Raw genomic sequence first — 23,501 nt, 5'->3', positions numbered from 1 at the left:
ACTAACAATATCGTTAGTATAACACATTTTAGAATGAATTTAAGTTTGATGCTCAAATAAATTAGAAACATTCTAATGTGAAGTCAAAATTTCGTCACTTAATTACAAGATATTTCTTTTAATTTATATAATTAGCAATAATATCCCAAATGTATTGCTGTTTAGAATTTTGAATAGAAGAGTAACTTATAATTGTATCGTTTGGATCTAAATCTAATTTTTGTTTTATATTTTTTATATGTTTTTGAACTTTACCTTTCGCAATTTTATCTTCCTTAGTACAAATGACTAGTGTTGGCAGATCGAAATGTTTTAAATAATTATACATTAATACATCATCTTCGGTAGGATTATGTCGTAAATCTACAAGTTGAATGACTAAACCTAGATTTTCTCGTTTAGTTAAATACTCTTCTATCATTTTCCCAAATTTTTCACGCTGTGATTTACTTACTTTTGCATATCCATATCCAGGAACATCAACAAAAATAAGTTGTTCATCAATATTATAGAAGTTTAGAGTTTGCGTTTTTCCAGGCTGTTGTGAAGTACGAGCCATATTTTTTCTACCAATCATACTATTAATAAAAGAGGACTTACCCACATTAGAACGTCCACTTAAAGCGATTTCAGTTAAATTGGTTTCAGGATATTGTTCTTCTTTCACTGCACTAATCATTAATTCTATATTATTTGGGTTAATATTCATATTCAAACACCTCTTCATTATTATAGCTGCTTTATTATAATATAAATGTTTAAAAATCTAAAATTTTAAAAAAATGATATGTATAAAAATAAGGAAGCAGTTTCGAACTCAAATGAATTCTATCACCACTTCCTTATTATATGGTTGATAATTAAGCTGAAGTTTTAGTACCGTTCAATAAATTACCTTCTGAATCATACATTTCAGGCTCGATTTCCTCATTAATTGTTTGAGCAGTTACTACAACTTTAGCAACATCACTTGTTGAAGGTACATCATACATAATATCAATTAAAGATTCTTCTATAATTGATCGTAATCCACGTGCTCCAGTTTTTCGTTCAATTGCTTTTTCACTGACTGCTGCCAAAGCTTCTTCAGTAAATTCTAATTCAACGTTATCAAGAGCTAACATTTTTGTATATTGCTTAACTAACGCGTTTTTAGGTTGCGTTAAAATATTTTTAAGCGCTTCAACATCTAATGTTTCTAAATTAGCAACTATTGGTACACGTCCAATAAATTCTGGAATTAAACCATATGCTTGTAAATCTTCAGGACGAATTTGTGCTAATAAAGCTTCTTCATCATACTTATCTGCTTCATTGCTAGCAAAACCGATAACTTTTTCACCTAAACGGCGTTTAATGACTTCATCAATACCATCAAACGCACCACCTAATATAAATAGAATATTAGTTGTGTCAATTTGAATCAATTCTTGGTTAGGATGTTTACGGCCACCTTGAGGTGGTACACTTGCTGTTGTACCTTCTAAGATTTTAAGTAATGCTTGTTGTACACCTTCACCAGAAACATCACGCGTAATTGATGTATTTTCAGATTTTCTAGCAATTTTATCAATTTCGTCTACATAAATAATTCCTTTTTCTGCTTTATCAATGTCAAAATCAGCAGCTTGAATCAAACGTAATAAAATATTTTCAACATCATCACCAACATAACCTGCTTCAGTTAAACTTGTTGCATCTGCAATAGCAAATGGTACATTCAATGTTTTAGCAAGTGTTTGTGCAAGTAATGTTTTACCGCTACCCGTTGGTCCAATTAAGGCGATATTACTTTTTTGTAACTCAACATCATCTTCATTTGGACCCAATTGTTGAATACGTTTGTAATGATTGTAAACTGCCACTGCTAAAGATTTTTTAGCTTTTTCTTGGCCAATAACATATTCATTTAAATGGTCCATAATTTCTTTAGGCGTCGGTAATTCAGTAAATTCTTCTGAAGTAGCTTGAGCTAATTCTTCTTCAACAATTTCAGAACATAGTTCGATACATTCATTACAAATGTATACACCACTACCTGCTACTAATTTTTTAACTTGATCTTGGTCCTTACCACAGAAAGAACATTTTAAATTTTCTTCATCTTCATTAAATTTAAACATTCATTTACACCTCTATCCTTAAACGACTATACTAGATAGCATTCTACAATGCAAATTGATAGTTAACAACTAAAATGCTTAAAACATATAGTAGCAGATACATATAATGATGCACCTGCTACTTATTTTTAAACTTTATATCAATTTAAAAGTTTATTATTTGTCTTCTTTTTTATCTTCTTTAGCTGAATCAACATATTTAGCATTGTCTCTTAATAAGTCAATTACTTTTTGAATACGTACATCATTTTTAATGATATCAGTATTACCAAGAGTTTGTTTAATATCTTCTACTGAGATATTAAATTGACTGCTCATTTTTTCTAATTCTTTATCAATATCTTCATCTGTGACTTCGATATTTTCTTCATCTGCAATTGCTGATAATGTTAAGTTTGTTTTAACACGTTGCTCTGCATCATCTTTCATTTGTTCTCTTAATTGAGATTCATCTTGACCAGAAATTTGGAAGTAAGTTTGTAAGTCTAAACCTTGTTGTTGGATTCTTTGACCAAATTCTTGAACCATACGATCTAATTCAGTGTCAATCATAGCTTGTGGAATATCAATTGTTGTATTTTCAGTTACTTTATTAATTGCTTCTTCTTTTTCCACATTTTCAGCATCTTGTGCTTTTTGTTCTGATAAACGTTTGCGTAAGTTTTCTTTATACTCATCTACTGAATTAGCATCTGAATCTAATTCATTTGCAATTTCATCAGTTAATTCGGGTACTTCTTTGTATTTAATTTCATTTACTTTAGTTTTGAATGTAGCTTCTTTACCAGCTAATTCTTCAGCGTGATATTCTTCTGGGAATGTTACAACAACGTCTTTTTCTTCTCCAGTTTTAACGCCTACTAATTGATCTTCAAATCCTGGAATAAATGAACCTGAACCGATTTCTAAATCATAACCATCAGCTTGGCCACCTTCAAATTGTTCGCCATCTACATAACCATCAAAGTCAATATTTACAGTGTCTCCTTCTTCAACTGCACCATCTTCTTTAACAACCATATCAGCTAAATGACCTAAACTATGATCAATTTCATCTTGTAAATCTTGATCAGTTAATTCAGAATCTTGTTTTTCAATTTCAAGACCTTTATAATCTCCTAATTTAACTTCAGGTTCAACAGTCACTGTTGCTTCAAATTCGAAATCTTTACCTTTTTCAATTTGAGTTACATTAATTTCAGGTTGAGCGACTGGATTGATTTTAGTTTCTTCAATGGCTTCACCATAAGCTTCAGGTAAAAGAATATCTACTGCATCTTGATATAATGCTTCAACGCCAAAACGTTGTTCGAAAATTGGACGAGGCACTTTACCTTTACGGAAACCAGGCACGTTAATTTGTTTAACCACTTTTTTAAATGCTTGATCTAATGCTTTATTTACTTTTTCTGCTGGAACAGTAACTTTTAATAAACCTTCGTTACCTTCTTTTTTTTCCCAAGTTGCTGTCATGTATAAATACCTCCATGCTTACATTTTTAATTTTTTCAACTTCCCTATTATATCATAGGTCCAATATGGACACAAACAATGTTTTATAGGGGATTTTAAATAGTAATTCAACTTTACAGAATCATTTAAGTAAACTAAAATGATTTGCTCACATTTAATTATCTAACTGATAAATTAATGTTAATAATTCTTGATTTGCTTCACTTACTTCTATACCAATCATTGACTTAAAATAAACATCATAAGCTATTATCCAATCTTCTTCATTAAAAAGTGAAAATATATCAAGTGGATATAGTTTTATTGAATGATTATTCATCACATACTGAGCTTCATTTTGTATATTCAAAGCTCCATTTTCTAATCTATCGAGAACTTTGGGAATAACAGTAGTTTTCATATCTGTGTGTTCTAAACCTTTTAATGTTGTAGGGAGGATGTTGACTTCATAACCATACTTCTCAATTTTTATTTCACTATCATAATTTGAAAAACGTAAATACTCAAGCATGAGACTTTTTAAATTATAAGATTCTACTTGATTAGATAATAAAAAAGCAACCGTCTTTCTGAATTCATAATGTCCGTTATCAATGAGTTTAATCATTAATTTAGTTTGACGATTTAAATCTAAACTAGTAAATTCTGATAATAATTGACTAGAAAGTTTCTTGTCTTCATCTAATTTAGATTGGGCATATTCTTTTAATGGAAAGAGTGCCATTCTAGTTTTATGTTCTTTCACTTCGTTAATGATTTGATTAATGACTTCAATTGCTTCATAATTCTGATTTAAACCTATTAATGCTTTAATATAGAAAATAATTAGTTCGTCGTAATGAGGTATACCTTTTTTTAAGAAAATAATTGCTTCTTCTCTTAATTCTAAATATAACCCTAATTCATTTAACATGTCACATTTAATCAAAGATAATTGATTATCTAACTCGAATGAGGCTTCATATATATCAAACAATTGATACATTTCTTTATATTTATTTTGTTGTTGTGCATTTAAAATATTATGATATAATTTTTGCTTTGATTGAGGAAAAGGGATAATATCAGACATATTGAGCCCCCTTTATTTTAAATCTTTTAAAATTAACGCACTCCATGATTCAAAATGATTTAAATCATTTATTTCATCTTGTGATACCCAATTAATTTTTAAAGTGTCAGTTTCTCTAACTTCTACATCACTAGATTTCACCTTAATTTTGAAAACAACACCTATATGAACTTTACCTACTGCATTAGTATCATCATTAATAAAACCAATATATTCCATATTTTGAGATCTATCTTCAGATAATCCTACTTCTTCATTAAGTTCTCTTTGTGCATTCACTCTTAAAACTTCATTAATTGAATCGGCACCAACAACATTATTCATATGTCCACCAACACCCACTGAAGACTGTCCGTGTAAGCGTTCTTCTCCGCCACCACTTAAACGTTGATATACTAAGATTTCATCATTTTCATTTTCTAAAAGACAATATGAAATAAGTTGTTTATAAGATGGATCTTCTTCCATATCTCCACGTCTTTTTACTTCATAGTTTTTAAACGTATTAAATATTTCTTCACCTTGAACATCGTTTTTCGATAAGAATCCATTAAATGCATTTTTTTCATTATCAAATAATAATTCTCTTGATACGACGATGATTTGTTCATCAAATTTAGACATAGTTAACTCCTTGAAATTAATATTCTTTTTTAATAGTTTAACAAACCAATGATTTAAATCACAATGATATTTAACTGGTTCGTTTACTTATCATAATTCTATTAAAGAATATTTGATGAATAAAAGTAAATAAAAAAGCCAATAAGGTTTTATAGTTACCTTATTGGCTTTTAAATATTAATTATTTTAAAGCATCTTTAGCTTTTGATACTAATTCACCGAAAGCTTTATCGTCTGAAATAGCAATTTCAGAAAGCATTTTACGGTTAATGTTAATGTCAGCCTTTTTCAAACCGTTCATTAAACGAGAATAGCTGATGTCATGTTGACGTGCAGCTGCATTAATACGTGTAATCCATAATTTACGGAAATCACGTTTACGTTGACGACGGTCACGGAATGCGTATTGACCTGATTTCATCACTTGTTGTTTTGCTACTTTATATAATGTATGTTTTGAACCGAAGTAACCTTTAGCTAATTTAATCGTTTTTTTACGACGTGCTCTTGTTACTGTTCCACCTTTAACTCGTGGCATGTTAAATTCCTCCTTAAATATATCGCTTTATCATCGTTCGAAAGTAATATTAATTATTTTTTGTAAGCTAATAATTGTTTTACGCGTTTCATATCGCTTTTAGATACTAGTTTAGCTTTACGTAATTTACGTTTTTGTTTAGTATTTTTATTTGCAAATAAGTGAGATGTGAAAGCTCTAGAACGTTTTAATTGACCTGAACCAGTTCTTTTAACACGTTTAGCTGCTCCACGGTGAGTTTTCATTTTTGGCATGATTCATTTCCTCCTAATAAAAGTAAATTATTTTTCGTTTATAGGCGCTAACATAATAAACATTTGGCGCCCTTCCATTTTAGGTTTTTGTTCAACAGTGGCAATATCTTTACATTCGTCTGCAAATTTTTCTAAAACACGTTGACCAATTTCTTTGTGTGTAATTGCACGACCTCTGAAACGAATAGAAACTTTACATTTGTCACCTTTAGTTAAGAATTTACGTCCATTTTTCAACTTAGTTTGGAAATCGTGTTCCTCAATAGTTGGACTTAAACGAATTTCTTTAACATTGATAACTTTTTGTTTTTTCTTCATTTCTTTTTCTTTTTTCTGTTGTTCGAATTTATATTTACCATAATCCATAATTCTTGCAACAGGTGGTTTAGCATTTGGTGCAACAACTACTAAATCTAATTCAACTCTTTCAGCCATCTCAAGAGCTTCTCTTTTAGATTTAACACCAATTTGGTCACCATTTTGGCCAATTAAACGTAATTCTTTTGCGCGAATTTTTTCGTTAACTTGCGTTTGATCTTTTGCTATGGTTGACACCTCCCAAAATTTTACGAAATTTTCCCAAGCAAAAAGAGCGGACAATATTTGCCCGCTCTTCACTCATACACAATAATTGTGTGACATGATTAACCTGCCAACAGCTTTTTGCGTCGCTACAGGTGAGAAACGGGTGTTTCTACTTGGTTCGTTTCGTAATCAACGATACTAATCATATCAAGTTTTATTAAGCATGTCAATTGTTTTTTAAAATTAGTGATGTTTTACTTCATTCATTGAGACATCTTGGCTTAAATCAACTTCTTCAAGAGGTATTTTTTTAGTTTTATATCTTAATTTATGATAAATAAAGAATACTAAAAATACTGGAATACCCATATACGTAATAATAAATCGATTAAGATCAAAGTGCCCTGTTTTAATGAAATCTACATCTTGTCCAACAATCACAATCACACACAATATACCTGCAAATATTGGACCGAATGGGAACCATTTCGCTTTATATTTCAATTCTGATTTACGATGATGCTGAACATTAAATGCTCGTCTAAAGCGATAATGACTTACTGCAATACCTACCCAAGCAATAAACCCTGTCATACCACTGGCAGCTACAATATATTCATAAGCATTTCCGCTTAATTTTTGTACTAAGAAAATAACGACTACAAGTACACCAGTAGCAATTAATGATAAATATGGCACGCCGTGTTTATTCGTTTTACCAAATGAAGCGAAAGCTAATTTATCTTTACTCATTGAATATAACATACGTGTTGATGCATACATCCCTGAATTACCAGCTGATAATACTGAGGTTAAAATAACTGCATTCATAAATGAAGCAGCGAATGCTAATCCTGCATTTTTAAAGACAAGCGTAAATGGAGATGTTGCAATATCGTTATCTCCACCCATTAAAGCATTACTATTATAAGGAATTAACATACCAATAACAAAGATGGCTAAAATGTAAAATAGTAATATTCTCCAGAAAACTTGTTTAATTGCTTTTGGGACAGCACGTTCTGGATTCTCAGATTCTCCAGCAGTAATACCTATTAATTCAGTACCTTGGAATGAGAAACCAGCAACTAAGAATACACCTAGGATTGAAAGTAAACTACCGCCAAGGTTTCCACCTAGGATTGGCCCATCACCTTTAGTAAATGTCTCAAATCCTACAAAATGTCCACCCATAATTCCTAATATAGTTAAAATACCAATAATTATAAAAATAATTACTGTAATGACTTTTATAAGTGCAAACCAATATTCACTTTCACCATATACTCTTACAGATAAAGAGTTTAATGCGAAAATAATAACTATAAAGATACAACTCCATACCCATGCTGGTATCCCTGCCATAGGTGTCCAATACTGAATGACTTGCGCTGCAATAGTTACATCTGCCGCTACAGTAATTACCCAGTTAAACCAATAGTTCCAACCTAATGCGAATCCTAATGATGGATCTACAAATCGTGTTGCATAGGTACTAAATGAACCCGAAACAGGTAAATACGTAGCCATTTCTCCTAAAGAAGTCATTAAAAAGAATACCATGGCGCCAATAATTGCATATGCAATAAGCGCACCTAATGCACCGGCATCGTGAATAGCACCACCTGATGTCATAAATAGGCCTGTACCAATACAGCCTCCCATTGCAATCATGGAGATGTGACGATCTTTTAACCCTCTCTTCATACCACTATCTTGATTTTCAACTTTACTCATATAAGCTCCCTTTCTTAATGTAGAGGTTAGCTAAGTATTTATTTGTTATGTGAAGATAATTAACATATTTAATTTTTATAAATGATATGTAAATCAAATTACAAATTAAAAAATAGGTACATACCGTTAAGATATGCACCCATTACTTAATCTATATCGGTAGCACATCACAAACTGTGACAGTACAGTTTCTATTCGATAACTGTCCCAACAAATCATAAGTATGGTTATCATTTGTTTCGGCATCTTTACCTTTCATACTTTCAACATACGTTCCATATCAACTTCTGAAGTATTACTTTTTAAAGATGCAACCTCTAACTCATTTTTATTTAACTACTTTGTAATATACATTAAGGATATTATTTTATCAAGACTATCTACGTTTTTTTAGACGAATTTCATCTACTAAGTTCCAGATAAATTCATCTCTTTCCATTGTTTCTTGATCTTGTGAGCCATACTTACGAACATTTACTTCGTTGTTTTCAACTTCTTTATCTCCTACTACAATTTGATAAGGAATTTTTTGCATTTGTGCCTCACGAATTTTATAGCCCATTTTTTCGTTACGATCATCAATTTCTACACGAACACCTTGAGATTTTAATTCATCTTGTAAATTTCTCGCATAGTCATAATGTAAATCTACATTTACTGGAATAATCTCAACTTGTTTTGGAGCTAACCATGTTGGGAAAGCACCTTTAGTTTCTTCAGTTAAGAAAGCTACAAAACGTTCCATAGTTGAAACTACGCCACGATGAATAACAACAGGACGGTGATTTTCACCATCACTACCAATATAAGATAAATCAAATCGTTCAGGTAGTAAGAAATCAAGTTGTGCAGTTGAAAGGGTTTCTTCTTTACCCATTGCAGTTTTAACTTGAACATCTAATTTAGGACCATAGAATGCTGCTTCTCCAATGGCTTCAACATATGGTAAGCCCATTTCGTCTACTGCTTCTTTAAGCATAGACTCAGCTTTATTCCACATGTCATCATCATCCATATATTTTTCTTTATCTTCAGGATCTCTGTAACTTAATCTGAAAGTGTAATCTTCAAAACCAAAGTCTTCATAAACATCTTGTATCATATGAACAACGCGTTTGAATTCATCTTTAATTTGGTCAGGACGTACAAAGATATGAGAATCATTTAAAGTCATACCTCTTACACGTTGTAAGCCTGATACTGCACCACTTGCTTCATATCTATGCATAGTACCTAATTCAGCAATACGAATTGGTAATTCACGATAAGAATGTGGTTTATTATTATAAACCATCATATGATGTGGACAGTTCATTGGACGTAATACCATTTCTTCAGTTTCATCTAATTTCATTGGTGGGAACATATCATCTCTATAGTGATCCCAATGACCTGAAGTTTTATAAAGTTCAACGTTAGCTAGAACTGGAGTATATACATGATCATATCCCATGCTTACTTCCTTATCTACAATATAACGTTCAATTTCACGGCGAATTGTTGCACCATTTGGTAACCATAGTGGAAGACCAGCACCAACAAGTTGATTATTTGTAAATAATTCTAAATCTTTACCAATACGACGATGATCACGTTCACGACGTTCCTCTAACATTTCTAAATGTGCTTTTAAATCTTTTTTATCAAAGAAAGCAGTACCATATATACGTTGTAACATTTTATTGTCACTATCTCCACGCCAATATGCACCTGCAGTAGAAAGTAGTTTAAATTCTTTAATTTTTGAAGTTGATGGTACATGAACACCACGGCATAAATCTGTAAATTCACCTTGACTGTATAATGTTACATTCTCATCTTCAGGAATTGCATCAATTAATTCTAATTTATATGGATCATCTTTAAAGAAATCTTTTGCTTCTTCACGAGTAACCACTTTACGTTCAATTTTATAATTTTCGTTAACAATTTGTTTCATTGTTTTTTCGATTTTTTCAAAGTCATCTGATGATACTTTTTTATCCATATCAAAGTCGTAGTAAAAACCACCTTCAATCACTGGGCCAACGCCGAATTTAACATCTCCATAAATTCGTTTTAATGCTTGAGCCATTAAATGAGCAGTTGAATGACGTAATACCTCTAGAGCTTCATCACTACCAGGTGTAACAATTTCAATTGCCCCATCTTCTTCAAGTGGACGAGTTAAATCAATGAGTTGATTATTAAATTTTCCTGCTACTGCTTTTTTTCGAAGTCCAGGACTAATTGATTGTGCAATGTCTTCTGTAGTAGTTCCTTTGTCAAATGATTTTGAATTGCCATCTGGAAACTTAATATTAATTTGTTCCATATCGAAACCCTCCATAAATTTTATTCTATGATCGCTGAAGAAAATAAAAAAACTCCTCCCTATAAAAGGGACGAGTTCGTCGCGGTACCACCCTAGTTATCTAGATGTATTCTAGATATCTCTTCATAAGATAACGGTCTTGAGCCGGATACTGATTACCAGCATCTAAATATGAAGGAGTAATAATTTAATATATCAACCAAATTCTCATCAATTGTTGGCTTGCTGTATGATAGAGATTAAATTACCATATCTTCATTTATTTCAACGATTTAGATTTATCTTTATTATACATCACACATTGTAAATTTCAATTATTTCGTAAATTTTTCCCATCTAAATAAAATTCATTTGCTAAACTTTTGATACGTTCGATAATTCGAGCAGCTTTCGTTATTTCTGCCCCTTTGTTTGAAATAGATAAATGATGTTCTAATTCTTCCAAATTTAGATTTGAACTAAAGAATGTTGGTAACTCATGAACCATACGGTAATGTAATAAGGGACCTATCACTTCATCCCTTACCCACGTTGTGACATCCTCAGCTCCGATATCATCTAACATTAAAATATTTGCTTCTCGTATACGCTCTAACTTTTCATTATAACTTCCATCTTTAAAACCACCTTTGAGTATACGAATGTATTCAGGTAAATATACTATTGTAGATGGCACATGTTTTGACTTAAGCTGGTTTGCGATAGCTCCTAAAATAAAAGATTTGCCTGTTCCAAAAGGGCCATGTATATAAAGACCCTTAACGCGTTCACCGTTAACTAACTTTTTACAAATATCGTTAACTTCCATAGCTATTTCAAGTCGACTTCTATCGTTGGTATAGATATCTTTAACTTTTGCATTCAACGTATCTCGTTGCATGTGATGGGCAGTAATGAGTTGTGAACTTAAACGTTCTTCATCGTATTTAATTTTGCATGGACATAATCGATAACGAACTTTAATACGCTCATTTTCTATATATAATTCTGGAATATGACCTTTAACAAAGTTTGGACAGTGTGCATAATCGTGACCATCGTAGTGTTTTTGTTGATCTTTATATTCTTGAAGTACATTTAAATCTTTATCAATCATTTCATTAGTAAGTTCTGACTGGTGTTGATTTAAAAATTGCTTAACATCAGAATCATTAATGACTTGATTTTTTATTTTAGCAATTCTTTTGTTTAAATTATCTTGATTTTTTATAAGTTTACTAAATGGTTTCATCTAATCCTCCCAATCTTGTTCTAATTGAGCACGAAACGCTTCTCGATCTTTTTCAAATTGCGCATCATTATTGTTTGGTTTTTCATCTTGTTGGTTTTTATTTTTTAACCATTTTGGTGTTTTTTCTATTGATGCAACGTCACGTTGTTTATACTGACGTTTTGTTTTTTTAGTTATACTATCATTGATTTGTTGATTTGTTTTCAGCGCATAATCATATGCTTGTTGTGCAGTTTTAATACCTAACTTTTTCCAATTTGAAGCGATTTCAAATATATAGGATTTAGGAAGTTTCATTTCATTCTTAAGCATTACAAATTGTAATAAAATATTAATTACACCAAATGACAGTTTTTCACGCTCTATTAACTCTTCTACCATTCTTTTTTGTTGTAAAGTTGGTTCTGATTCTGACCAAGACGCTAACATATCGATAGGACTTGTGTCTTCTAATAACTTAAACCAACTATCACTTTCCTTTATATCATCAGTAGTCTCATTTGGACTCTGTGATTGTTCTAAATGATTAGAAGGATTAGCTTTAGTTTGTAACTTAGGAAGCTGTTGTTGATGCTCAATTAAGTAATGAGACCTTGCTTGTTTTCTCATCTCTTCAAATGATAACGTTTGATTTTGTGTGATAGAGTTAAGAATGATTCGTTTCATAGAAGTAGGCGTTAACCCATATAAAGTAGCCAATTGTAAAATTAATTGTTTTGCCTCTTTAGTGATAATTTCTCCACTTATAAAATGATGTTGTAACATATCTCTCAACATATCAAAGTCAAATGATTCATTATCTAAATCTATAGTAGCTGAATGATTTTCCTTTTGAATTGTTGAAGCATCAATAGATATATTTTTATGTGGAACTTTGAATACATCAGTAAATTTGCGCGTTACTTGTTGAAATGCGTTTAAATCTGGTTCATTTTTTTCAAAATACGCTTTTAAATCTTTATATCTTCGATTATCAACTTCATTGTATAGGTATATAGATAACATTGGATCATTAAAAAATTGGTATGCAGTTGGAGGTTGAATCAATTCATATATAAACATAGACTGATTACTATCATGTTTTACAAATGTTTTAATTAACCCAATGCCTTCAAGTAAATCCATATATTCACGGAATTCTAATAAATTTATTTTAAGCTCATTCATGATAGTGTAATGTGTGAGAATGGTATCTTCAACTTCATCGACAAATTGGTTCATGAAATGATATACACCAATAGCTTTAAAGCCAATTAACGGTATGTACAATCGATTTAATATCTCTAATTGTTGATGATTAAAGAAAAAATGTCGATATACTTTAAATCCATCGTGTGGACTTAAACCATACTCATAAGATTTAAAACTCATTTATGAATCACTCCGTTTGTTATCATCCAAAATACCTTGCATCGATGCTAATAATTGATCCACATCTTTAAACTCTTTATATACTGACGCAAATCGTACATAAGAGACTTGATCTACATGCATGAGCAAATTCATTACATGTTCACCTATATCTCTAGATGAAATTTCTGTATGACCTTTATCGCGTAATTGCCATTCTACTTTATTAGTAATGTCTTCCAATTGTTGATATCTAACTGGTCTTTTTTCACAAGATCTTACAAGACCATTTAATATTTTTTCTCTTAAAAATTGTTCACGTGTTCCATCTTTTTTGACCACAATAAGTGGACTCACTTCAATATGTTCAAATGTTGTAAATCTTGTCCCACAATTCTCACATTCACGTCTTCTACGTATTGCGTTAGCTTCATCAGCATGTCTTGAATCTACCACACGTGAATGTGTGGCACTACATTTTGGGCATTTCATATCTGTCACCCTCTTGAATAGATTATGCTCCATTATACTATAAAAACGATTTATGACAAAAGAACTCATATGTATTGATAATAAATTGATACAACTTAGCTGTCTAAACCTATAATAGAATATAAAAAGGAAAGTGAAATAGAATTCAATATAAATTCTTTTTTCACTTTCCTATATATGACTCATTAAAAAAATTATTTAATGTTTTTATAATGTTTTAATCTATAAAATCAAGGACATTAGATTAGGCTATCAACTCTAAAATTAACAATCTTTTATTTATTAAAAGCTTAAACTGCAGTCACAGTAGACTTTTCTACTAGTTGTTCACCAATCATTTCAGCTACTTCTACTACTCTATTAGAATAACCCCATTCATTATCATACCAAGCAATCACTTTCACCTTATGATCATCCATTACAATTGTATTCTCAGCATCGATAATAGCTGAATGTGGATTTGTATTAAAATCGACAGACACTAAAGGTGCATGTTCTACTTCTAAAACACCATCTAAATCTGAATGACGAAATGCATTATTAATTTCGTCAACAGTTACCGGTTTTTCTAAATCTACAACTAAATCAACTAAAGAAACATTTTTTGTAGGCACACGTAAAGCTAACCCATGAAGTTTACCTTCTAATTCTGGTAAAACTTCTTTTAATGCTTTTGCTGCTCCAGTAGAAGTTGGAATAATACTTTCATTACATGAACGTGCTCTACGTAAATCTTTATGAGGATTATCAATATTTTTTTGATCATTAGTAATTGCATGAACAGTAGTCATTAATCCATTGACAATACCAAATTGATCATTTAAAACTTTAGCAACTGGTCCTATACAATTTGTCGTACATGAAGCATTACTGAAAATGTCATACTTTTCAACATCTAATTTGTCATCATTTACCCCTTTAACAATCATTTGAACTTCTCCACCTTTAGATGGACCAGTTAGTAATACTTTTTTAGCTCCAGCACGAATATGTCCAACTGCTTTATCACCATGATTAAATTTTCCAGTTGCTTCAATTACGATATCTATATTTAAATCTTCCCATGGTAAATTTTCAGGATTTCTATCTGACACTAACTTAATGTCATGGTTATCAACACGTATACCATCATCAATTGGTTCTACTTTTTTATCATAACGTCCATGCGTTGTATCATAGTTAATTAGATGTGCAATTGTTTCAGGTGGATAGCTTGCATTAATCGCAACCACATTAAAATTTTCATTATGTAATGCAATTCTTAAAACCATTCTTCCTATTCTACCCATTCCATTAATTGCAATATTTGTTGACATTTAAAGCACCCCTTGTTTTATATGTTATACTTTATAAAATTAGTATAACATAATAGATTTCTATTGAAAGCGTTTACCGAAAATAATGTAATATTTTTTACTTTTACATTTTAAGTTTATATAACTAATATATTTTATTGTATAAATAAAAAGAGTTTAAGACTTAAAATAAAGCCCTAAACTCTTTTTTTATATTATTCATGAATGTATCCTTTTTCAATCAATAGTTGTTTAAGAAGGGTTTCTAATTCAGATTTACTTCCTAAATTATCTATAACATGATCAGCCATTCTGCTTTTTTTATCAATTGATATTTGACTATGAACTCTCGCTTTTGCTTGAACCAAGTCTAAATTGTTACGTTTCATTAAACGTTCAATTTGTACACTTTCTGATGTGTAGACGAGCCAAACTTCATCCACAGTATCTTGTAAATCATTCTCAAACAGAAGCGGAATATCCATAATCACATCATATCCCTGTTGTACATACTGTTCCTTTTCTTGTTCCATAATCGTTCTTACAATAGGATGAATAATTTCATTAAGTTCTAATCGTTTTTCTGGATGATTAAATACTAATTCTCCAATGTATTGTCGATTCATTTCTCCGTCACTTGTGATTGCTTCATCGCCAAACGTTTCTTTTATTCGTTCCAAAGCAGTTGATCCTTTCTCTACTGCTTTTCTTGAAGCTATATCTGCATCGACAATTTTAAATCCATATTCTGATAATAATTTAGAAACTGTTGACTTTCCGGTAGCTATTCCACCTGTTAATCCAATTACTTTAGGCATTTATATCACCGCTCACTTTATTTATTTCTGACAATATGGGCAAAAATGACTGTTTCTAGATGCTATAACCTTTTGTTCAATATCATGGCCACATACTTTACATGTCTTTTGTTTGTATACATTTAAATGTAATTGCATTTGTCCAGTTTTTCCGTCTGCATGACGATAATCTGAAATACTGGTTCCACCATTATCAATACCCTCTTTTAAAACTTCTTGTACATAATAAAAGAGCATTTGTCTTTCTTGATGAGACGTATCTTTTACTTTTCTAGCAGGATGGATACCTGCTCTAAATAACGCTTCACAAGCATAGATATTTCCACATCCTGCTACGATTTTATGATCCAGTAACATCTGTTTAATAGGTTTATTGGCTACTTTTTTTTGAGATAAATAGTGATTAAAATGTTGTAACGCTTCTTCGTCAAAAGGCTCAGGCGCTATTTCTAAAAATGAAGGATAATCTTCAAAGGAATTTAGGTTTCTAATCTCACCAAATCGACGTATATCTGAAAACACTAATTTTTTTCCATTATTTAAATGAAAAATCACGTGCCAATGTTTACGATAGTTGGGAATTGCTATCTCAGATAGGTGATTGACAATGAAAAATCCACCAGCCATACCTAAATGACTAAGTAACACACGTTTACGATTATGCTTTTCAATATAAAAAACAATATATTTACTTCTTCGTTCGACTTTAATTATCTTATAGCCTTCGCAATTCAAACGAAAACCATCTAAATTCATTCCTTTGATAATCGTTTCTTTATTCTGACTTTTACCTTCAATTACTTTTTTAGAAAATGAAATACTTTTAATTGTAGTATTTACAATAAAAGGTTCTATTCCCCTTTTAACATGTTCAACTTCTGGTAATTCTGGCATTATTCATTCCTCTTTCTATTTCGCATCATACCAAGTAGCACCATAATTAGAGTCTACTTTTAATGGAACATCTAGGTCTAATGCATGCTCCATTATATCTTCAACAAATAAACTAAATTCTTCAACTTCAGATTTAGGTACTTCAAATATTAATTCATCGTGTACTTGTAAAAGTAATTTAGCTTTGTAAGACGTATGTTGAACTTGCTTATCAAATTCCACCATAGCAAGTTTAATAATATCGGCTGCACTTCCTTGAATTGGAGTGTTCATTGCTGTTCGTTCTGCAAAACCTCTTAAATTAAAATTACGACTAGTAATGTCAGGAATATAACGTCTACGATGCAATAATGTTTCAACGTAGCCATTTGCTTTAGCATCCTTTACAATGTCACTCATATATTGCTTAACTCCAGGGAAACTTGCTAAATAATCATCAATAAATATTTTTGCCTCTTTACGAGTTATATTTAAGCTTTGACTTAAGCCATAATCACTAATACCATAAACGATTCCAAAATTTACAGCTTTGGCTTGTCTACGCATTAAATCAGTGACTTCCTCCGCTTCAACACCAAATACTTTTCGTGCTGTAGCAGTATGAATATCCTGTCCATGAATAAATGCTTCTTTTAAACTGTCATCTTGTGTAATATGCGCTAAGACACGTAATTCAATTTGAGAATAATCAGCAGATAAAATAACACTGTCTTCAGATGAAGGTTTAAATGCTTTACGTATTTTACGCCCTTCTTCAAGTCGAATCGGTATATTTTGTAAATTAGGATCAACTGAAGATAATCGTCCAGTTTGTGCTAATGTTTGATTAAAACGAGTGTGTATACGCTGATCATTACTAATGACTTTTTGTAAACCTTCCACATAAGTAGATTGTAATTTAGCTAATTGACGATATTCTAAAATATCATTAATGATAGGATGTTCATTCTGTAACTGTTCTAAAACATCGACTGCTGTAGAATAACCTGTTTTTGTTTTTTTAATGACAGGTAGTTTTAATGTTTCAAATAAAACAACACCGAGTTGTTTAGGCGAATTAATGTTAAATTCTTCACCTGCTGCATCATGAATACGCTGAACTAACAATTCTAACTTCTCTTGTAATTCTTGTTGCATGCGTTGTAAATCATTTACATCTGTATAAATACCAATTTCTTCCATTTTACTTAAAATACGTGCTAGCGGAAGTTCTAAATCTTTTAGTAAATTCATTTGTTGATGTGATTCTAGTTCTTTTTCCATTAACGGTTTAACAGCATCAATAGATTTAGTAATAGATGCAATATGCGTATTTAAAATTTCAGCATTAGGAACTTGTCGCTTTTTACCTTTCCCATAAATAGACACATCTTCCTTAACATAAGTTTGATGATAATTTGTTACAACCGAATAGACATCATCAATCGTTCGTGATGGATCAATAATGTAGCTTGCTAACATCGTATCAAAAACGATATTTTGAATGTTAATATTTAATCTGTGTGCTATAACAAATGTTTTCTTTGCATCATAAACTACCTTTTTAGAATTTTCATTTTCCAACCATTTAATAAGTTCTGGATAATCTTTAATATTATCTGCATCAATTACGATATAACGTTCTTTATCATAAAATCCAAACTTTAAAATATCATCTTTTAAATAATTAGAACCATCTATTTCGAAATGAATCACTGCTTCATCAAGATGATTAAAATCAACATATTCAAATGTAGGCAAAATATCAAAAGAAACTTGTTTTTGTTCTTGCTCAAATTCAGATGCTTCATTATCTATATCTGCTAATAATTGTTTAAATTCTAATTTCTTGAAAAGTTCAATTTTTTCATGATTATCCTTGATATCATTTAATTTCGTATCATTTAAAGTGACTTCTATTGGACTATGTCGATTAATTGTAGCAAGCTCTTTACTCATTAATGCATCTTCATGACTAAGTTCAAGCTTTTCTTTTAATTTTTTACCAGATACTTTATCAATATTCTCATAGACACCTTCTACAGAATCAAATTGATTTAAAAGTTTAATTGCTGTTTTTTCTCCTACTCCAGCCACACCGGGGATATTGTCTGAACTATCTCCCATTAAACCTTTCATATCAATAATTTGTATTGGTTTTAAACCATTATATTTTTCTGCTATAAATTCTGGAGTATAGTGATCAACGTCTGTGACCCCTTTTTTAGTATAATAAATAGTCACATTTTGAGTTGCTAACTGTGTTAAGTCTCTATCTCCAGTTACAATAATAGTTTCAAAATCATTTTGATCTGCTTCTTTACTTAATGTACCAATAATGTCATCTGCTTCGTAGTTTTCTAATTCATAATGTTTAATATGATAAGCATCTAACAATTGTCGAATATAGGGGAATTGTTCGCTTAATTCGGGTGGTGTTTTTTGACGTCCACCTTTGTATTCACTATATTTAGAATGTCTAAAAGTAGTCTTACCTGCGTCAAAGGCTACTAAGAAATGTGTAGGTTGTTCTTCTCTGATAATTTTTTCGAGTAATTTGGCAAACCCAAGAATCGCATTTGTATGAATACCTGCTTTATTAGATAAAAGTGGCAATGCGTAAAAAGCTCTAAAACTTAAACTATTGCCATCTATCAATACTAATTTATTCAAATTTTAAACCTCCAGAATGAGTTTAATTATATTTTAGCATAAACCTTTGGTCATAACGACTGAACGATATTTTACGAATGTCAAAAAATAAAATCCTACAAGTTTAGGTCCCTTTAAAATCCTAAAAACATAAAAAAGTATTTTAAAGTGTGGATGACCTAAACTTATAGGACAAAATAGTTATTCGATTTTATCTATAAATGAGACTCTAAATAGCGATCCTTTATTCAGTTCACTTTCGACCATAATGGTACCGTGAAGTGCTTCTACAATATGTTTTGTAATCGATAATCCTAAACCTGTTCCACCAGAGTCACGACTTCTTGCTTTATCTACTCTATAAAATCTCTCAAAAATATGCTTTTGATCTTTTTTGTCTATCCCAATGCCATAATCTTGGATTTCTAGATTAACTTTTATATCTTCTCTGTAAACTCTAACAATAACTTTATTATTTTCATATGAATAGTTAATGGCATTTGAAAGTAAATTCGTGATAACTTGAGACAATTTTCCTTCATGCGCTTTAATAATAACATCATTTTCTATTTCAGATTTAATAGCGATATTTTTATACTTAGCTTGAGTTTGTAGATTATGGATTGTATTATGTGCTAAATCTGAAAGATTAACATAAGTAGTCTCAATCTCAGTTTGTTGTTCAATATGAGATAAATCCAATAAATCCATGACAAGTGATTCTATACGATTTGATTCTTTTAAAATAATATTTAAAAACATATCAAGGGATTGTTCATCATTCTTTGCACCTTCAATTAAGGTTTCTGCAAATCCTTTAATTGAAGTGATTGGAGTTTTAAGTTCATGTGAAACATTTGCAACAAACTCACGTCTCAAATTCTCTAATTTTTTTAGATTAGTGATATCATGTAATACTACAACCATACCTTGAAGTTTCTTTTTTGATTTACTTAAAATGGGAATACAAGAAACATCAAAATATTTTTGATGAACATCATTAATGTATAACTCAATTTGTTCATGCAACGGTTTTTCAGTTTTAAAGCTTTCAATAATAAGATGTTGAATTTCTTTATCTAAATGTACAGTATAATCTTTATTTTCGACTTTACTATCTGGTTTGAACACCTCGTAATAAGCATGGTTTGCAATAACAATTTCACCTTGTTTATCTATCATTAATACCGAACTAGGAATATTTTCTAATGTTGTTTTAAGGCGATTAGATTGCATTTTTTGTTTATTATTTAATTTTTGCAATCGTCTTGCTAAATCATTGGTAGTAACAAATAATGCTTTTGTTTCTTTCACATTACTTTCAGGTACTCTAACATGATAATATCCATCTGCAATTAAAGATGTCGCATAAGTAACTTCGTTGATTGGTCGTATATAGGTGCGATTAATGCTTCTTACAGCTAAATAAATAGCAAATAACACAATGATTCCAATTAATGATAAGTACTTCCACATATTTTTTTGTAAATCTAAAATTTCAGTATTAATACCACTTATGTATATTGTTTGATTACTTACAGTATTTTTAAATGTGTAATCCACCTTATCCTTATTTTTATGATATATAATATTCGAAGGATTAGCTGCATTATCAATAGTATGATTAATTTGATGTTGATTGCCAGTTTGATATAACACATGTCCATTTTCAGAAATTTTAACAACCAAATTTTGATTTTGTGCTATACGCTGAATGTCTGCTTGTTTATTTCGCTTATTTAAATTTACGATATTTTCTGATAAATGATTTAATTCTCTAGTTTGAGTATCTGATAATATCTGATAAATCGTATGATGAAGAATTGCACCTAAGCCTATAAAACTAATAATTGTGATTGTACATAGTAGAAGTAATAATCTATGATGAAATTTAATCATTAAGCTTTAGGTCTTTCTAATTTATAACCCAATCCACGAACTGTTTTTATCAACTTAGGTTGTTTAGGATTTTCTTCTAATTTATCTCTTAAATGACTAATATGAACATCTACAATTCTTGAATCTCCTGCAAACTCGTAATTCCACACTGAATTTAACATATGTTCTCTAGTAATTACGCGTCCTTGACGTTCAATAAGATAAAGTAATAACTCAAATTCTTTAGGAGTAAGTTCAAGCAAGGTATCATCTCTATAGACTTCAAAGAATTCAGGACGAATTCTAATATTATCAATTACAATATCTTCATCCTCCACGTCATCTTTTACGACTTCATTAGCAATTTGAGAGCGTCTTAAAATAGCTTTTACTCTTGCTACAACTTCTCTTGGAGAGAAAGGTTTAGTCATGTAATCATCAGCACCTAATTCTAAGCCTAAAACACGATCAAACTCATCATCTTTAGCCGTTAACATTAAAATAGGTACAAGATTTTTATCAGATCGAATCGTTTTACATACTTCTATTCCATCTTTTTTAGGTAACATGACATCTAATACAATCAGTTCAGGTTTAACCTCTTTAACTTTTTTGAGTGCTTCTTCACCATCATACGCTACATCTACAATATAACCTGCTGTTTCTAAGTTATATTTTAGTAACGTTACTATTGATTGCTCGTCATCAACCACTAATACTTTTTGTGACATGATTTGCCTCCCTAAATAGAATTAACAATTTCAATTTTATTATAACTGAAATTTAAATAAAAATAACATACAACATATTGAATTTACATAAACTTAACATTTACTTATTATTTTCAATTTGTTAAGAATATTTTTCGTTAATCTTGTTTTGATATTTATTAATAATGAACAAAAACAGTCTAAGACATCAAAATCCATCTTAGACTGTTTTATCAAAATAAATATTATTTTAAGTTTTTAATCAATTCATCGGCAAATTCTGAAGTTGATACTTCAGTAGCTCTGTCCATTAAGCGAGCAAAATCATATGTCACAATTTTAGAAGCAATTGTAGCTTCAATAGCATCAGTAATTTTATCAGCCGCTTCTTGCCATCCTAAATGTTCTAACATTAATACAGAACTTAATAATTCAGATGATGGATTCACTTTATTTAAGTTAGCATACTTTGGTGCTGTACCATGTGTTGCTTCAAAAATAGCATGCCCTGTCTCATAGTTAATATTAGCACCAGGAGCAATACCGATTCCTCCTACTTGTGCAGCAAGTGCATCTGAGATATAGTCGCCATTTAAGTTCATTGTAGCTACTACATCATGTTCTGCTGGACGTGTTAAAATTTGTTGTAAGAAAATATCTGCTATTGAATCTTTAATAATAATTTTACCGTCTTTTTCAGCTTGTTGTTGTGCGTCATTTGCAGCATCTTTACCATCTTTTTCAGCAATGTCATCATATTGTTGCCAAGTAAATACTTTATCAGAAAATTCGTTATGAGCTAAATCATAACCCCATTGTTTAAATGATCCTTCTGTAAACTTCATAATATTACCTTTGTGAACTAATGTTACTGATTTACGGTTATTATCAATTGCATATTGAATAGCTGATCTTACTAAACGTTCGGTTCCTTCTTTAGAAACTGGTTTAATACCAATACCAGAAGTTTCGGGAAAACGAATATTTGTAGCACCCATTTCATTTTGTAAGAAGTCAATAACTTTTTTAACTTCTTCTGTTCCTTCTTTAAATTCAATTCCAGCATAAATATCCTCAGTATTTTCACGGAAGATAACCATATCAACATCTTGAGGACGTTTTACTGGTGAAGGTACACCTTTAAACCAACGTACTGGACGAAGACAAGTAAACAAATCCAATTCTTGTCTTAATGCTACATTTAAAGAACGAATGCCTCCGCCAATTGGTGTAGTTAATGGCCCTTTAATTGCGATTAAGTATTCTTTGATGGTATCTAAAGTTTCTTGTGGTAACCATTCACCAGTTTCATCGTACGCTTTTTGACCAGCTAATACCTCTTTCCACTCAATACGCTTTTCACCGTTATATGCTTTTTCAACCGCCGCATCAACAACACGACTAGCTGCTTTCCAAATATCAGGACCGATACCATCCCCAATAATAAATGGAATAATTGGTTCATTAGGTACATTTAATAATTCATCATTTGCTCTAGTAATTTTTTCAGCTGCCATTATAAAAGCCTCCATAAATTAAATT

Annotated in this window: 20 protein-coding genes, 1 riboswitch and 1 other annotated feature; all 20 genes read right to left on the bottom strand. The window is 30.7% G+C overall.

The genetic code is table 11. The annotated features are described in order from the left end of the window. Positions 1-118 precede the first annotated feature (118 nt). A complete protein-coding gene (gene yihA, locus NSU06_RS05635; protein ID WP_002448982.1) occupies positions 119-709 on the bottom strand; it encodes a ribosome biogenesis GTP-binding protein YihA/YsxC in 591 nt (196 codons plus the stop codon). 151 nt (positions 710-860) lie between these two features. Then, complete coding sequence (gene clpX / locus NSU06_RS05630; protein ID WP_002448985.1) at positions 861-2,123, bottom strand: ATP-dependent Clp protease ATP-binding subunit ClpX; 1,263 nt, start codon at positions 2,121-2,123, stop codon at positions 861-863. A 156-nt stretch (positions 2,124-2,279) separates the two neighbouring features. Next, positions 2,280-3,596: a trigger factor gene (gene tig, locus NSU06_RS05625; protein WP_017176144.1), complete on the bottom strand. Its 1,317-nt coding sequence runs from the start codon at positions 3,594-3,596 to the stop codon at positions 2,280-2,282. 154 nt (positions 3,597-3,750) lie between these two features. Continuing rightward, positions 3,751-4,668 (bottom strand): hypothetical protein, encoded by a 918-nt coding sequence (locus NSU06_RS05620; RefSeq protein WP_017176143.1) that lies wholly within the window; start codon positions 4,666-4,668, stop codon positions 3,751-3,753. A 12-nt stretch (positions 4,669-4,680) separates the two neighbouring features. Next, positions 4,681-5,292, bottom strand: a complete 612-nt coding sequence (locus NSU06_RS05615) for an NUDIX domain-containing protein (RefSeq protein WP_017176142.1) — start codon at positions 5,290-5,292, stop codon at positions 4,681-4,683. 181 nt (positions 5,293-5,473) lie between these two features. Next, positions 5,474-5,830 (bottom strand): 50S ribosomal protein L20, encoded by a 357-nt coding sequence (gene rplT / locus NSU06_RS05610; RefSeq protein WP_002448983.1) that lies wholly within the window; start codon positions 5,828-5,830, stop codon positions 5,474-5,476. A gap of 53 nt (positions 5,831-5,883) precedes the next feature. Beyond that, entirely contained in the window at positions 5,884-6,084 is a 201-nt protein-coding gene (gene rpmI / locus NSU06_RS05605) for a 50S ribosomal protein L35 (protein ID WP_002448990.1), read from the bottom strand. A gap of 27 nt (positions 6,085-6,111) precedes the next feature. Further along, complete coding sequence (gene infC, locus NSU06_RS05600) at positions 6,112-6,639, bottom strand: translation initiation factor IF-3 (RefSeq protein ID WP_029376817.1); 528 nt, start codon at positions 6,637-6,639, stop codon at positions 6,112-6,114. A gap of 23 nt (positions 6,640-6,662) precedes the next feature. After that, positions 6,663-6,790: a sequence feature (ribosomal protein L20 leader region), on the bottom strand. Positions 6,791-6,852: 62 nt separating this feature from the next. Further along, the gene (locus NSU06_RS05595; RefSeq protein WP_049379572.1) at positions 6,853-8,346 is read right to left on the bottom strand and encodes an amino acid permease; all 1,494 of its coding nucleotides are present in this window, start codon (positions 8,344-8,346) and stop codon (positions 6,853-6,855) included. Positions 8,347-8,498: 152 nt separating this feature from the next. Further along, a riboswitch (Lysine riboswitch) is annotated at positions 8,499-8,674 on the bottom strand. 48 nt (positions 8,675-8,722) lie between these two features. Continuing rightward, positions 8,723-10,660, bottom strand: a complete 1,938-nt coding sequence (gene thrS / locus NSU06_RS05590; protein WP_049379573.1) for a threonine--tRNA ligase — start codon at positions 10,658-10,660, stop codon at positions 8,723-8,725. A 310-nt stretch (positions 10,661-10,970) separates the two neighbouring features. Next, positions 10,971-11,891 carry a primosomal protein DnaI gene (gene dnaI, locus NSU06_RS05585; RefSeq protein WP_048761548.1) on the bottom strand — a complete coding sequence of 307 codons (921 nt, stop codon included), beginning with the start codon at positions 11,889-11,891 and terminating at the stop codon, positions 10,971-10,973. After that, positions 11,892-13,262, bottom strand: a complete 1,371-nt coding sequence (locus NSU06_RS05580; protein ID WP_049379574.1) for a replication initiation and membrane attachment family protein — start codon at positions 13,260-13,262, stop codon at positions 11,892-11,894. Beyond that, a complete protein-coding gene (gene nrdR / locus NSU06_RS05575) occupies positions 13,263-13,733 on the bottom strand; it encodes a transcriptional regulator NrdR (protein WP_017176137.1) in 471 nt (156 codons plus the stop codon). A 290-nt stretch (positions 13,734-14,023) separates the two neighbouring features. Next, the gene (gap, locus tag NSU06_RS05570) at positions 14,024-15,049 is read right to left on the bottom strand and encodes a type I glyceraldehyde-3-phosphate dehydrogenase (RefSeq protein WP_049379575.1); all 1,026 of its coding nucleotides are present in this window, start codon (positions 15,047-15,049) and stop codon (positions 14,024-14,026) included. 194 nt (positions 15,050-15,243) lie between these two features. Next, positions 15,244-15,846, bottom strand: coding sequence for a dephospho-CoA kinase (coaE, locus tag NSU06_RS05565; protein WP_049379576.1), 603 nt, complete (start codon positions 15,844-15,846; stop codon positions 15,244-15,246). Positions 15,847-15,867: 21 nt separating this feature from the next. After that, positions 15,868-16,740, bottom strand: a complete 873-nt coding sequence (gene mutM, locus NSU06_RS05560; RefSeq protein WP_049379577.1) for a bifunctional DNA-formamidopyrimidine glycosylase/DNA-(apurinic or apyrimidinic site) lyase — start codon at positions 16,738-16,740, stop codon at positions 15,868-15,870. 15 nt (positions 16,741-16,755) lie between these two features. Next, positions 16,756-19,392: a DNA polymerase I gene (polA, locus tag NSU06_RS05555; protein WP_049379578.1), complete on the bottom strand. Its 2,637-nt coding sequence runs from the start codon at positions 19,390-19,392 to the stop codon at positions 16,756-16,758. 180 nt (positions 19,393-19,572) lie between these two features. After that, a complete protein-coding gene (gene pnpS, locus NSU06_RS05550; protein WP_019835443.1) occupies positions 19,573-21,270 on the bottom strand; it encodes a two-component system histidine kinase PnpS in 1,698 nt (565 codons plus the stop codon). Next, the gene (locus tag NSU06_RS05545; protein ID WP_017176131.1) at positions 21,270-21,980 is read right to left on the bottom strand and encodes a response regulator transcription factor; all 711 of its coding nucleotides are present in this window, start codon (positions 21,978-21,980) and stop codon (positions 21,270-21,272) included. The genes pnpS and NSU06_RS05545 overlap by 1 nt, the downstream gene beginning before the upstream one ends. Before the next feature lie 224 nt (positions 21,981-22,204). After that, positions 22,205-23,476: an NADP-dependent isocitrate dehydrogenase gene (icd, locus tag NSU06_RS05540; RefSeq protein WP_017176130.1), complete on the bottom strand. Its 1,272-nt coding sequence runs from the start codon at positions 23,474-23,476 to the stop codon at positions 22,205-22,207. Between the last annotated feature and the right edge of the window lie 25 nt (positions 23,477-23,501).

The organism is Staphylococcus sp. FSL W8-1270 (assembly GCF_038007165.1).
Classification (GTDB): Bacteria; Bacillota; Bacilli; order Staphylococcales; family Staphylococcaceae; genus Staphylococcus; species Staphylococcus hominis.
The sequence above is the reverse complement of the archived record's forward strand: the minus strand, read 5'-3'. Positions and strand labels throughout refer to the sequence as shown.

Coding starts and splice junctions, on each gene's coding strand:
- yihA (WP_002448982.1), bottom strand. CDS start 709: ATGAATATTAACCCAAATAATATAGAATTAATGATTAGTGCAGTGAAA.
- clpX (WP_002448985.1), bottom strand. CDS start 2,123: ATGTTTAAATTTAATGAAGATGAAGAAAATTTAAAATGTTCTTTCTGT.
- tig (WP_017176144.1), bottom strand. CDS start 3,596: ATGACAGCAACTTGGGAAAAAAAAGAAGGTAACGAAGGTTTATTAAAA.
- NSU06_RS05620 (WP_017176143.1), bottom strand. CDS start 4,668: ATGTCTGATATTATCCCTTTTCCTCAATCAAAGCAAAAATTATATCAT.
- NSU06_RS05615 (WP_017176142.1), bottom strand. CDS start 5,292: ATGTCTAAATTTGATGAACAAATCATCGTCGTATCAAGAGAATTATTA.
- rplT (WP_002448983.1), bottom strand. CDS start 5,830: ATGCCACGAGTTAAAGGTGGAACAGTAACAAGAGCACGTCGTAAAAAA.
- rpmI (WP_002448990.1), bottom strand. CDS start 6,084: ATGCCAAAAATGAAAACTCACCGTGGAGCAGCTAAACGTGTTAAAAGA.
- NSU06_RS05595 (WP_049379572.1), bottom strand. CDS start 8,346: ATGAGTAAAGTTGAAAATCAAGATAGTGGTATGAAGAGAGGGTTAAAA.
- thrS (WP_049379573.1), bottom strand. CDS start 10,660: ATGGAACAAATTAATATTAAGTTTCCAGATGGCAATTCAAAATCATTT.
- dnaI (WP_048761548.1), bottom strand. CDS start 11,891: ATGAAACCATTTAGTAAACTTATAAAAAATCAAGATAATTTAAACAAA.
- NSU06_RS05580 (WP_049379574.1), bottom strand. CDS start 13,262: ATGAGTTTTAAATCTTATGAGTATGGTTTAAGTCCACACGATGGATTT.
- nrdR (WP_017176137.1), bottom strand. CDS start 13,733: ATGAAATGCCCAAAATGTAGTGCCACACATTCACGTGTGGTAGATTCA.
- gap (WP_049379575.1), bottom strand. CDS start 15,049: ATGTCAACAAATATTGCAATTAATGGAATGGGTAGAATAGGAAGAATG.
- coaE (WP_049379576.1), bottom strand. CDS start 15,846: ATGCCTAAAGTAATTGGATTAACAGGTGGAATAGCTACCGGAAAGTCA.
- mutM (WP_049379577.1), bottom strand. CDS start 16,740: ATGCCAGAATTACCAGAAGTTGAACATGTTAAAAGGGGAATAGAACCT.
- pnpS (WP_019835443.1), bottom strand. CDS start 21,270: ATGATTAAATTTCATCATAGATTATTACTTCTACTATGTACAATCACA.
- NSU06_RS05545 (WP_017176131.1), bottom strand. CDS start 21,980: ATGTCACAAAAAGTATTAGTGGTTGATGACGAGCAATCAATAGTAACG.
- icd (WP_017176130.1), bottom strand. CDS start 23,476: ATGGCAGCTGAAAAAATTACTAGAGCAAATGATGAATTATTAAATGTA.